This window comes from Caballeronia catudaia, from assembly GCF_001544755.2.
GTDB classification, from domain to species: Bacteria; Pseudomonadota; Gammaproteobacteria; order Burkholderiales; family Burkholderiaceae; genus Caballeronia; species Caballeronia catudaia.
In genome coordinates, this window is record NZ_FCOF02000001.1 from 22394 (window position 1) to 34880 (window position 12487).

At 64.1% G+C, this 12487-nt stretch carries 10 protein-coding genes, 1 tRNA gene and 2 riboswitches; of the genes, 3 read left to right on the forward strand and 8 right to left on the reverse strand.

The genetic code is table 11. From position 1 onward, the window contains the following. Positions 1–47: 47 nt before the first annotated feature. From gcvH to AWB75_RS00115, 3 genes are all read right to left on the reverse strand, one after another. The gene (gene gcvH, locus AWB75_RS00105) at positions 48–428 is read right to left on the reverse strand and encodes a glycine cleavage system protein GcvH (RefSeq protein ID WP_061122061.1); all 381 of its coding nucleotides are present in this window, start codon (positions 426–428) and stop codon (positions 48–50) included. Between the two features lie 62 nt (positions 429–490). Beyond that, a complete protein-coding gene (gene gcvT, locus AWB75_RS00110) occupies positions 491–1615 on the reverse strand; it encodes a glycine cleavage system aminomethyltransferase GcvT (protein WP_061122062.1) in 1125 nt (374 codons plus the stop codon). 116 nt (positions 1616–1731) lie between these two features. After that, positions 1732–1865, reverse strand: a riboswitch (glycine riboswitch). Between the two features lie 11 nt (positions 1866–1876). After that, a riboswitch (glycine riboswitch) is annotated at positions 1877–1981 on the reverse strand. An 82-nt stretch (positions 1982–2063) separates the two neighbouring features. Next, entirely contained in the window at positions 2064–3110 is a 1047-nt protein-coding gene (locus tag AWB75_RS00115; protein ID WP_061122063.1) for an oxidoreductase, read from the reverse strand. 142 nt (positions 3111–3252) lie between these two features. Here AWB75_RS00115 and AWB75_RS00120 point away from each other — a divergent pair, with 142 nt between their 5' ends. Continuing rightward, complete coding sequence (locus AWB75_RS00120; protein ID WP_061122414.1) at positions 3253–5340, forward strand: UvrD-helicase domain-containing protein; 2088 nt, start codon at positions 3253–3255, stop codon at positions 5338–5340. Positions 5341–5349: 9 nt separating this feature from the next. Here the strand turns inward: AWB75_RS00120 and AWB75_RS00125 are convergent, their stop codons facing one another. Continuing rightward, positions 5350–6255: a c-type cytochrome gene (locus AWB75_RS00125; protein WP_061122064.1), complete on the reverse strand. Its 906-nt coding sequence runs from the start codon at positions 6253–6255 to the stop codon at positions 5350–5352. A gap of 326 nt (positions 6256–6581) precedes the next feature. Here AWB75_RS00125 and AWB75_RS00130 point away from each other — a divergent pair. Continuing rightward, positions 6582–6657 (forward strand) — tRNA-Arg (locus tag AWB75_RS00130). A 21-nt stretch (positions 6658–6678) separates the two neighbouring features. On the opposite strand, the gene AWB75_RS00135 is transcribed toward AWB75_RS00130, so the two are convergent. Beyond that, entirely contained in the window at positions 6679–7686 is a 1008-nt protein-coding gene (locus AWB75_RS00135; protein WP_061122065.1) for an aromatic ring-hydroxylating oxygenase subunit alpha, read from the reverse strand. Positions 7687–7862: 176 nt separating this feature from the next. Here AWB75_RS00135 and AWB75_RS00140 point away from each other — a divergent pair, with 176 nt between their 5' ends. Beyond that, positions 7863–8957 (forward strand): GGDEF domain-containing protein, encoded by a 1095-nt coding sequence (locus tag AWB75_RS00140; protein ID WP_061122066.1) that lies wholly within the window; start codon positions 7863–7865, stop codon positions 8955–8957. 10 nt (positions 8958–8967) lie between these two features. Here the strand turns inward: AWB75_RS00140 and AWB75_RS00145 are convergent, their stop codons facing one another. From AWB75_RS00145 to flhF, 3 genes are read right to left on the reverse strand one after another with little or no spacing between them, the layout of a single operon-like run. Beyond that, positions 8968–9699 carry an RNA polymerase sigma factor FliA gene (locus AWB75_RS00145; RefSeq protein ID WP_061122067.1) on the reverse strand — a complete coding sequence of 244 codons (732 nt, stop codon included), beginning with the start codon at positions 9697–9699 and terminating at the stop codon, positions 8968–8970. A gap of 18 nt (positions 9700–9717) precedes the next feature. Then, complete coding sequence (locus AWB75_RS00150) at positions 9718–10635, reverse strand: MinD/ParA family ATP-binding protein (RefSeq protein WP_061122068.1); 918 nt, start codon at positions 10633–10635, stop codon at positions 9718–9720. Continuing rightward, the gene (gene flhF / locus AWB75_RS00155) at positions 10628–12400 is read right to left on the reverse strand and encodes a flagellar biosynthesis protein FlhF (protein ID WP_061122069.1); all 1773 of its coding nucleotides are present in this window, start codon (positions 12398–12400) and stop codon (positions 10628–10630) included. The genes AWB75_RS00150 and flhF overlap by 8 nt, the downstream gene beginning before the upstream one ends. Positions 12401–12487: the final 87 nt, after the last annotated feature.

Sequence of the window (12487 nt, forward strand, 5' to 3'; positions counted from 1 at the left end):
GCGAAGGCGGCTCTTTTCGACAGAACCGCTTTCGCCGATGAAAAAAGTTATTCGCCGATCGACTTGCCGTAGCCTTCGGCGTCGAGCAGCTTTTCGAGGCCGGCGTCGCTCGACGGCTTGATCTTGAAGAGCCAGCTTTCGTACGGCGCGCCGTTGACCTGATCCGGCGCGGAGGTCAGTGCATCATTGGATGCGACGATTTCGCCCGAGACCGGCGCGTAGATATCGGAGGCGGCCTTCACCGATTCGATGACGGCGATCGCATCGCCCGCCGCGACGGCTTTGCCCGCCGCCGGCAGTTCGACGAACACGATGTCGCCGAGCGCTTCCTGCGCGTGATCGGTGATGCCGACGGTCAGCGTGCCGTCAGATTCGGTGCGGACCCATTCGTGCGATTCGGTGTATTTCAGATCGGCCGGGATGCTCATTGGATGCTCCTTGCGTGGTTCTTTCGTGAGTTTCTTGATCGGAGGGAACGGGCGCGACGGCGTTACGAGAGTTCGACGAGAACCTTGCCGTTGCGCACGAACGGAAGTTTTACCACGCGCGCGGGAAGCTGTTTGTCGCGGATGACGACCTGCACCGTGTCGCCCGCGGCAACGCCCGTCGGCACGCGCGCGAACGCGATCGACTCCTGCATCGACGGCGAAAACGTGCCGCTCGTGATCTCTCCGTCGCCGTGTGGCGTGACGACTTTCTGGTGCGCGCGCAGCACGCCGCCCGCCTTGCCGTTTTCCTTGATGAGCACGAGTCCGACGAAGTCCGCCTTCGAGCCGTTCGCTTCGAGCGCGCTGCGGCCGACGAAATCGCGTTCCGTTTTCAGATCGACGGTCCACGCGAGGCCGGCGTCGAGCGGCGAGACGTTGTCGTCCATATCCTGGCCGTACAGGTTCATGCCTGCTTCGAGCCGCAGCGTGTCGCGCGCGCCCAGGCCAGCGGGCTTCACGCCCGCGTCGGCGAGGGCGTTCCACAGCGCTTCGACGTGCGCCGCCGGCACGACGATCTCGAAACCGTCTTCGCCGGTATAGCCGGTGCGCGCGAGCATCAGCTCGCCGAATTTTGTCGATTGAATCGTGACCGCGTTGAACGGCTTGATGTCCTGAGTTTGCGCGCGCGTTTCAGGCAGCACTTGCCAGGTTTTTTCGCGCGCGTTCGGGCCTTGCACGGCGATGATCGCGAGATCGCGGCGCGGCGTGATGGAAAGATTGAACTCGCCTTCGGCATTCAACTGCCCGAACCAGGCGATGTCCTTCTCGGCCGTGCCCGCGTTCACGACCGCGCGGAAACTCGTTTCGGAGAAGTAGTAGACGATCAGATCGTCGATGACCCCGCCGTCGCCATTGAGCAGGCACGAGTAGAGTGCCTTGCCCGGCGTCGTGAGCTTGTCGACGTTATTGGCGATCGCATACTTGAAGAATTCGCGGACGGCCTCGCCTTCGAAATCGACGACGCGCATGTGCGACACGTCGAACATGCCGGCGTCGGTACGCACGGCGCGATGCTCGTCGATCTGCGAACCATAGTTGACGGGCATGTCCCAGCCGCCGAAATCGACCATGCGCGCATTGAGCGCGAGGTGGGCGGCGTGCAGGGGCGTCTGTTGAAGTGAAGTCATCGGGGCCTCGGTTCGCGAAACAAAAAAGGCCACGCAGCGCGGTTTCCGCCTCAGGAATGCGCCTTTCGTGCTGCCGGAAGCAGCGCGCAAGGCTCATGCCGTGAGCGATTGCGATGCGTGACCCCTCTGTCCTCGGTACCTGAGAGATTGCGTGAACCGTGCACGTTCGTGCTGCGATTCATCGCGCGCCCCTTCGGTGGGCAACTGGCTTCGGTCGATGAAGCCGCTGCCGCTCTCCAGAGTGCGAGGAAACTTCGTTCCTCGACGCCGTCGGTCCTTTTGCCTGAGAGTTTGCGGGTATGCCCCTTCGGCGGCGCGGCCTTTTTTATTGCGACGAAAGACCACGCGCTCTCCCGACGCGTGCGGCAGAATTTACGCGACGGAAATTGGGTTGTCAAACGGATTCGGGCGCCGCCGATGGACAGCGCACGCGCCCCCCGTCAGGTATTCAGCCGATCCGCTCGAAGGGCACGCGCCGCCCCTCCTCATTACTCCGGATCGCCAATTCAATAATCGTCATGACATCGACCGCATCCTGCGGCGACACCGGAAACGCCTTGCCCTCCTGAATCGACGCCGCCAGCGCGCAATAAAACTCGACATACGCACCGTCCTTCGTCGCGAATTCGTGGCGCAGATCGTGATCGCCATCGACTTCGCGCAGCAAACCCGGGGGATTCTTGCCGAACTCCGGATTGCCCGGCCGCATGCCCGAGCGCAACTGGTCTTCCTGCGTATCGAGTCCGTTTTTCACATAACTGCCGCGCGTGCCGTGGATCGCGAAACGCGGCGGTTCGAGCGCCGAGAGCGCGCTGGCATGCAGGATCACTTCCTTGTCGCCGTAGCCGAGCACGAGATGCACGTAATCCGGCGCGTGCGCGTGATCGCGATGCGCCTTCACGAACGCCGTCACCGTCTGCGGCGCGCCGAACAACGTCAGCGCCTGATCGATCAGATGCGGCCCCAGATCGAACAGCAGGCCGCCGCCGCGCTCCGCTTCCTCGCGCCAGCGCTGCGGCACTTTCGGGCGAAACCGGTCGAAATGCGATTCGAAATGCGTGATGCGCCCGAGCCGCCCGCTTTCGATCAGCGCGCGCACCGTCATGAAATCGCCGTCCCAGCGGCGGTTGTGGAACGGCGCGAACAATAGATTGCGACCGGCGGCGAGATCGGCGAGCGTGCGGGCGTCGGCTGAGGAAAGCGTCACGGGTTTGTCGACGACGACATGCTTGCCCGCCGACAACGCCCGGCGCGCGAGATCGAAGTGCGTGTCGTTCGGCGTCGCGACGACGACGGCCTCGATTTCCTCGATGGCGAGCAGCGCGTCGAAGTCCGCGACGATCTGCGCGTTCGGATAATCAGCCTGCGCGCGCTCCGCCTGGCTCGTCGCGATGGCCGTCACTTCGGCACGGCCACAGTGCTCGATGACGGGCGCGTGAAACGTCGCCCCGGCGAGGCCGTAGCCCATGACGCCGACTTTCAGTGCTGTGCTCATGCGGGCATCGTCCTGTCGTGAATTCGATCGGATATTGTGGCACGAACAGGGGCCGGAACCGCGCCGCTTCTATCGTGTTAACATCGCGCTCTCCTCCATGCGCCGGCCTCGCCGCGCGCGCCAAACTTCCAAGCTCAACACGATGTCCGCAGGTCTGAACGCCGCGCAAAGCGAAGCCGTGCGCTATCTCGATGGTCCCTGTCTCGTGCTCGCCGGCGCCGGCAGCGGCAAGACGCGCGTGATCACGCAGAAGATCGCGCATCTGATCGAAGGACGCGGCTTCGAGCCGAAGCACATCGCCGCGCTCACCTTCACGAACAAGGCCGCGCTCGAAATGCGCGAGCGCACGGCAAAACTTCTCGAAGGCAAGACGCTCACGACGCCCGGCAAGGAAGGCCGCAAGATTCCCGTCAATCAGTTGACGATCTCGACGTTCCACTCGCTCGGCGTGCAGATCATGCGGCAGGAAGCGGAGCACGTCGGGCTGAAGCCGCAGTTCTCGATCATGGATTCGGACGATTGCTTCGGCATGGTTCAGGAGCAGCTCGGCACGACCGACAAGGGCTTGATCCGCAAGATCCAGTCGATCATTTCGCTGTGGAAGAACGCGACGGTCTCGCCCGATCAGGCCTCCGTGCTCGCGAGCAACGAGGACGAGCATCAGGCGGCGATCGTGTATCGCAGCTATGCCGCGACCTTGCACGCGTATCAGGCGCTCGATTTCGACGATCTGATACTGCGCCCCGCGCAACTCTTCGCGGAAAACGAGCAGGTGCGCGACAAGTGGCAGAACCGTTTGCGCTATCTGCTCATCGACGAATATCAGGACACGAACGCCTGCCAGTACGAACTGGTGAAGCTGCTGGCCGGCCCGCGCGCGGCGTTCACCGCGGTCGGGGACGACGATCAGGCGATTTATGGCTGGCGCGGCGCGACCATCGAAAATCTCGCGCAGCTCGGCAAGGATTTTCCGAAGCTGCACGTCGTCAAGCTGGAGCAGAACTATCGCTCGACGGTGCGGATTCTGACGGCGGCGAACAATGTCATCGCGAACAATCCGAAGCTGTTCGAGAAGAAGCTGTGGTCCGAGCACGGCATGGGCGACACGATCACCGTCACCGGCTGCAATGACGAAGAGCATGAGGCGGAGTCCGTCGTGTTCCGTTTGTCGGCGCACAAGTTCGAACGGCGCACGCAGTTTCGCGACTACGCGATTCTCTATCGCGGGAATTTTCAGGCGCGCATCTTCGAACAGGTGCTGCGGCGCGAGCGCATTCCGTATGTGCTCTCGGGCGGTCAATCGTTCTTCGACAAGGCCGAGATCAAGGATCTCATCGCATATCTGCGTCTGATCGCGAATCCCGACGACGATCCCGCGTTCATCCGCGCGATCACGACTCCGCGACGCGGCGTCGGCAACACGACGCTCGAAGCGCTCGGCGCGTTTGCGGGCGCGGCGAAGGTGTCGCTGTTCGAGGCGGTGTTCATGGGCGGCATCGAGGCGCGTCTGTCGGCGCGGCAGGTCGAGCCGCTGCGCACGTTCTGCGAGTGGATGCGGCGTCTGTCGGACCGCGCGGCGCGCGATCCCGCGACCGAAGTGCTCGACGACATGATGGAAGCCATCCACTACGAGTCTTATCTCTACGATGCCTACGACGAGCGCCAGGCGCAGTCGAAATGGCAGAACGTGCTCGAGTTTCTCGAATGGCTGAAGAGGAAGGGCACGAAGCCGGAGCCTGCGCAAGGGACGGAACAGACGGGCTACGACACCGCCGACGGTTTCGCCGATGAAGGCAAAAACCTGCTCGGCCTGATCCAGACCGTCGCGCTGATGTCGATGCTCGAAGGCAAGGAAGAAGACCCCGACGCCGTGCGGCTATCGACGGTGCATGCGTCGAAAGGGCTTGAGTATCCGCACGTGTTTCTGGTGGGCGTCGAGGAAGGCATCATGCCGCATCGCGGCGCCTCGGACGATGACGCGCCCGTCGACGATTCGCGCATCGAGGAAGAGCGGCGGCTGATGTACGTCGCGATCACGCGGGCGCAGCGCAGTTTGCATCTGAACTGGTGCAAGAAGAGAAAGCGCGCGCGCGAGACGGTGGTGTGCGAGCCGTCGCGGTTCATCCCCGAGATGCTGCTCGACGATGCCCCGCCACCGACCAAGGAAGAAGCGCCTTTGTCGCCGAAAGACCGCATGGCGATGTTGAAGGCGCTTCTGCAGAAAAGCTGATCGCGCCGCTTACTTCGACGCGTTCACCATGTAATCGACGGCTGCTTTCACATCGGCGTCCGGCGCGTTCGATCCGCCCTTCGGCGGCATCGCGCCCTTGCCGTGCAGCGCGTAGTTATAGACGGTGTCCATCGGCTCCTTGAGGCGCGGCGCCCAGGCGGCCTTGTCGCCGAACTTCGGCGCGTTGAGCACGCCGGCCGCGTGACATGCCTGGCAGACTTGTTCGTAGAGCGCCTTGCCGGCTTGCGCGGCGTCGGCGCTTTGCGCGCCCGCTGCCGGCGCCGAGGCGGCCTGCGGCACGGATGCGAGTGCCGCGACGGCTGCCGCTGCCTGCGCATTTTCCTGCGCACCCGACGCGCCTTGCGCACCCGCTGCTGCGGCGGGCGCCGAAGCGCCGGCGGATGCCGCTGCGCCGGGTGCGGGTTGAGCCGGTTCCGCGAGCTTGCCGCCGCTTCCGTTCGCCATATAGACGACCGCGCGCGCGATTTCGAAGTCGCTGTAGTCGTCGGGGCTCGTGCCGCCGCGCGCGGGCATCGCGCCCTTGCCGTTCAGCGCGTTATGCAGGAGCGTGTCGTAACCTTCGCCGATGCGCGCGGACCACGCGCCTGCATCGCCGAATTTGGGCGCGCCTGCCGTGCCTGCCGCGTGACAGGCCGAGCACACGGCCTTGTAGACTTCCTCGCCGGTCTTGTAGACGCGCGGCGCGTTGGCGTCGCGGATATCGACCTGCGCGGCGGGCGCGATGCGCTCCTTCACCGACTGCTCGATGTCCGTGCCCGCGCCGGTGCGTGTCGCGTTGTTCACGTACACCGCGAGCAGGATGATGATGGCGACCGGGATGCCGAATCCCGCGATGACCGCGGCGATGAGTTGGCCGGGTGTCTTGATCGGGGCTCCGTGGGGTGCTTCGCTCATGCTTGTCTCGTCTCCCGTTTTTTGGTGTGAGTCGGTTCAGTGACAGCGTGACAGCTAAGGCAATGCGCTCAAGCGCGCGCCTTGGGGAAAGGCACGGTCGATTATAGACGGAACGCTTAACTGTCGGCGCGAGGTGGCGGACGCACTGGAACGGGCGTTTACCCGAATCGTGTGATGCTTTGCGACTGTTCTTGCGCAGCGGGCTCAGGCCCGCGCGATGGACGAAGTCACGGAAAGCAGGTATCCTCTCGGATTCGCATGGGCCTTGCAGCCGGTTTCCTTTACCGGCGTTTTCGTTCTTCCGCCTCGCAAGGCCTCCCGCCGATGCGCCCGTAGCTCAATGGATAGAGTACTGCCCTCCGAAGGCAGGGGTTGCTGGTTCGATCCCAGCCGGGCGCGCCAATCGTCTCGAGAGAAGCGCCATCATTCGACGACTCTTTTTCCGAGCACCGTCCCCCACTCAAACCCCATCCCCCTCAACCACCTCCGATACTCCACCGCCATCCGATCACATCGCTGATGCAGCTCCGCATCCGGATCGAGAGGCAAAAGCCGAGGCCATTGCGACTCCACGATCGGCGTGTCCTGCATCAAGATCTCCATATTGAAGTCATGAAGCTCGCGATCGCTGTGCACCGCATCGTCCTCATGAATCGACACGAGCCATGCACGCGTCTCCGTCTGCGTGACCGGCGACGCCGCCAGCATGATATGCAACGCGCCCAGCCCGCCTGACGCCATCTTCGTGAGACTCGCGACCAACGGCCGCTTCACGCGATACACGTAATCAATCATCGCGCCGCCGCCTTGCCCCGGCATCCCCGCAGGCTGCCAGTATCGGCATTGCCGCGCCTCGAGGCCGCCATCGACCGAAACGACTTCGTAGTCGCTCACCTCCGTGTGCGCCTCCTCACCGAGAATTCCCGCATGCACAAACGAGAAATGCGCCATATCCAGAAAATTTTCGACGACGCGCGGCGCCGATGACCTCACCGTCCGCGGCGCGAGATTGATGCGCCTGCCACCTCGAATCGCGGCCTCGGGAAAGAAATCGAGCGCATGCGCAGGTTCGCCGAAACACATCCACACGACGCCGTACTTCTCCTCGCTGACGAACGTCGTTGCGCAGGCGCGCTTCGCGGGCCGCAGTGACGGATTCGACGGAATATGCAAGCACTGCCCTTCGATGTCGTAACGCCAGCCGTGATACGGACACACGATCTGATCGCGCATCACATGCCCGAGCGATAACTGTGCGCCCCGATGCGGACAGTAATCGCGCCACACATGCGCCACGCCGATACTGTCGCGCCATACGACGATCCTTTCATCGGCAACGATGAAACCGCGCGCGCCGTCCTCCGGCACGTCTTCGCTATTGCAGACCGGCAGCCATTCGCTGGCGAGAGAAAGAAAAGATTCGTCGCGCATCACGGTGAAGTCGAAAAGGTCGTGCGAAAGCCGTACTTAGACGAAACACAGCATCTTCGCAAAACGTTGCAAAATAGCGGATCGCGCGCCCGATGCAACCTCACCGGCGCCGTGCGACGGGGCAGCAGTACATAACAGCAAGATAAAAGAAAGAAATCACCATCCAGGGGTTCAGTATGGAGCAGGCGCATCAGCCGGCACGCCGGGGCCATGTCTTTCCATGGTCAGGAAACCGGAATCCCGAACGCGAGCAGGCCACACTACGTGTCTGGATGGGTGCAGCGGTTCTGGTGGCCTACAGCGTCTTCTCCTGGCTCCATCCCTCGCGCGATGCACTGCTGGTCATGCGCATCATCGCGCTTTACGTGTCGTATGGCGCGATTACGCTGCTCATCCTGAGCCGCGCAACGTCGCCATCGCAGATACGTCTCACCGCGACGACCATCGCCGATCAGTCGATTCTGGGGCTCGCGCTCGCCGCGGGCGGCGCCGTCGCGCTGCCGCTCATCTGGGTGATGTTCTGGTTTCTGATCGGCTCGGGATGCCGTTACGGGAAGCGCACGCTCGCCGTCTCGTGCGCGACGGCGCTGGTCATCGTCGTGACGCTGGGCATCGGGCAGCCGTGGTGGAACGCGAATATCGCCGCCGCGATCGGGCTGGGTCTGAGCGTGCTGGCCGCGTCGGTGTATCTGAGCGTGCTCGTCGATCGTCTCGGAAACGCCAATCGCGTTCTCGCGCACCAGGCATCGACCGATCCGCTCACGGGACTGTCGAACCGTTACGCGCTCGAACAGATCGTCGATCGCGCGATGACCACGCCCGCAGCCGAAGGCGACGCCGCCACCGCGCTGCTGCTCATCGATCTCGACGGCTTCAAGGAAGTGAACGACACCTACGGTCACGCCGTCGGCGACATGCTGCTGCAATCCTTCGCGCAGTCGCTCGCCAGGCGCATGCGCAAGAGCGACACCACCGCGCGTCTGGGCGGCGACGAGTTCGTCGTGCTCGCGCATCAGGTGCGCGATCGCGCCGCGGTGCTCGCCGTCGCCGACAGCATCCATTCGGTGCTGGGCGCGATCACGTCGGTTCAGGAACGGCCGGTGTCGGTATCGGCGAGCATCGGCGCATGTCTGCTGTCCAGTGCGGCCGCCGCGCGTCAATCCGGCATGACCGCCGTGCTGCGCGCCGCCGACCGTGCGATGTATCGCGCGAAAAGTCTCGGCGAAGGTAAAACCGTGTTCGCCGAGACGCGCGACTTCGACACTAACTAAATCAAAAGCCTCAAGCCTCGACGGTCGTCCAGGACTGCTCGCGCAGCTTCGTGCGCAGACGTGCGACCGCCTGGCTGTGCAACTGACACACGCGCGATTCGCTCACTTCCATCACCGCGCCGATTTCGCGCAGGTTCAGGCCGCGTTCGTAGTAAAGGCTCATCAGCAGCTTTTCGCGTTCCGGCAGCTTGTCGATGGCTTCGATCAGCGCGCCGCGCAGGCTGTCATCGAGCAGCGCGGACAGCGGGTCCGAACGATCGACGCAATAGCGATCGAGGAACGGCTCGTCGTCGGCGGAGCGGTCGAAGTCTTCGTAGTAGATCAGCTGGCTGCCGTGCAGATCCTGCAGCATCGACTGATACTCGTCGAGCGGCAGCTTCATGTGGTCCGCGATTTCCATCTCGCTCGCCGAGCGGCCGAGATTCTGCTCGACCTTGTGCACCGCCGATTCCACTTCGCGCGACGTCTTGCGCATGCTGCGCGGCAGCCAGTCGTTCGCGCGCAGCTCGTCGAGCATCGCGCCGCGGATACGCTGGCTCGCGTAGGTTTCGAACTGCGCGCCCTGATCTTCCTTGTAGCGGCCAGCCGCGTCCAGGAGGCCGATCATGCCGGCCTGAATCAGATCGTCGAGATCGACGCTCGCCGGCATCTTGGCGACGAGCTGAAGCCCCAGCCGGCGAACGAGCGGTGCATATTTCGTCAGCACTTCCGACTGTGAGAGTTTGCCTTGGGCGTTATACATCTTGGTCACCTATCTTGTTCACATCGACGCCGTGCTGCTCATTGCAAGGTCGTGAAACGCGGCCGCTCGTCGCGCCGCCTCCCGCCCACCCTGTTCAGAGTCGCCAACCGGAATTTGCGCGTCTGCCTGGCGGCCCGCTGCGCGCATGTACTGCGCGGGACGCATCGGCCAGTGGAGGAGCTCGGCCGCAATCGCGCGGTAGTCGCGTGCCGCGGCCGTGGCCGGGAACGCTTCGACTGCGCAGCGTGAGAGTTCCTTCGCCCGAGCGACGCGCGCATCCTCGGACACAAATCCCGCCTGCATGAGCGACACGGCCAGATACCGGCTCGCGACGCCCGACAGGTTGTCGAACGCGACCGCCGCGTCAGCCGGGTTCTGCACGTGATTGATGAGCACGCGGAACTGGCCGATCGCATGGGCGTAGTGCAGGCGCTTCATGCACGCATACGCTTCGGTGATCGCCGACGCGGCTACCCGCGTCACAATGAGAACGTCATGCGCCTGCGCCGCGAGTGTCGACAGCGCGCCGTGGCGATCGAGTTGCGCGTCGATCAGCACGATATCCGCAGGACCGTCGAGCAATGCGCGGCACTGCGCGGCATCGTGGACGATGCGTTCATCGCGGGACGCCGCGATCAGCGAGAACCCTAACGGCGTGCGCTCGACGACGTCCGCAAGCGCGCGGCGGCCGGACATCACCGCTGCAAGCGCGCCCGCATCATCGAGGCCCGTGAGACGGCTGACCGATCCCGCGTCGCGATGCTCGTCGATCACGAGCACGTCCTTGCCATGCACGGACAGCGCCGCGCCGAGGTTCACCACCGCCGACGTGCATCCGATGCCCGCCGGCCCGCCCGCGACCGCCACCACGCGCGAACCGGCGCGCGTGAGGAGCCGTCGCAGACCTTCCGCCTGGTCGAGCACTAACTTATCCAAAGTGCACCCCATGCATTTCGGTCGTGGCGCGCGCGGACAATGCGGAGAGCAGCGCCGGCACTTCTTCGTCCTGCGGCACGAACGGCGAACCGTCGCGCGGAATGCAGAACGCGCTCTTGATGAGAAAACGCTTCGTCGCGACGTACAGGTTCTCCGGCACCTTCTGGCCGGTCGACACGTAATGCACCGGCAGCTTGTAGCGGATGACCGTATCGAGCACGCCGCCGAGATTCGTTGCTTCGTCGAGCTTCGTGAGAATGCAGCCCGCGAGCGGCGGCTGATCCGGCGCGCTCTTGTAGGCCTGCACGACTTCGTTGAGCGTGTCGCCGTGGCTGGTCGCGTTGAGCAGCAGGATGCGTTGCACCGGCTGGCCCGCGCCGCACAGCATCGCGATCTGGTCGGAGACCATGCGATCGCGCTGGCTCATGCCGATGGTGTCGATCAGCACGATATGTTTGTTGCGCAGCTCGGACAGCGCGAGTTGCAGGTCGGCGGCGTCCTTCACCGCGTGAACCGATACGCCGAGAATCTTGCCGAAGATGCGCAGTTGCTCGTGCGCGCCGATCCGGTAGCTGTCGGTCGTGAGCAGCGCGACCTTGCTCGCGCCGAAGCGCATCACGCAGCGCGCCGCGAGCTTCGCGGTCGTCGTCGTCTTGCCGACGCCCGTCGGGCCCATCAGCGCGAACGCGCCGCCGCGTTCCATCAGCGCGTCTTCGCTGTCCATCACCGGGATATTCGATTCGAGCACTTGCTGCACCCACTCGAGCGCGCCTTCGACGCTCTCCATCTCCGGCATGTTCTCCACCATCATGCGAACGAGCTGCGCGGAGAAACCGGCCGAGAAAAGACGCTTCGTGAGCGCGCTGCCCGTCGGGTTGCGGCGCTGACGCTCACCCCAGAGCAGACCGGAGAAATGCTCTTCCATCATCGTGCGCATCGACGAAAGCTCGTTCATCACGGTTTCGTTGACGACCTGCTCCATGCGTGCGCGGATCGCTTCCGTGACGACGGCCGCCGCGTTCGCGGGCAAGCCTTCGAATGCGCTTTCCTTCGATGCAGGCGCGGCGCCCGCTTCGGGCGCATCCGCTTGCGGCGCGCTCGCGTTGATCTTCTGCGCGGCGCGGCGCGCGGCGACCTGAGCGGCTTCGCGCGCCCAGCCGGGCGTTTCGACTTTAGGTTCGATGGCAGCTTCAGCGCGCTTCGCTTGCTGGCGCACCGCGTACTTGCCCGTTTCCGGCGCTTTCTCGACGCGCGCTTCCTGCGCCGACACCTGCACCGGCACGCCCATGCCGCGAGCGATCGCCGCGGACGCCGTCAGCGGACGGTTCGACGGCATCGACGCCTGCTGCGCGATGCGCTTTGCGTGCTCGATCAGCCACGGATTCGTGTCGGCCATCGTGCGCGGCGCTTCGTTGTCGGAATGCGTTTCGGGCTCGGCGTGAAATTCATCGTCGACATCGGTGTTCGCGCCGAAAACCGACGAAAACACGTCGCCGCTCGCATAAGGATTCGCGGCGGATTGTCGGACCGGCATCGTCGCTGCGGCGGCGGCCAGCGCGGCGCGCGACGTGCCGGACGAACGCACGACCTGTTCCTTCGCGGCGGGCGAGATCGATGCGATATCGCTGTCCGCGACACCGACGATTTCGACGGAGCCATCATCCAGTGTGCGATTGGACAACACCACGGCATCGGGGCCGAGCGCTTCACGAACCTGGCGCAATGCGTCGCGGCTGTTCGCGCCGATGAATTTACGAATGTTCAAACTTGCCCCCGATGAGGTATGAGACTGCGATCTTTGCGAGGCGGACCCACTTGGCTCGTTGCCGTGTCCGCTTTTCAGTGAACCCAT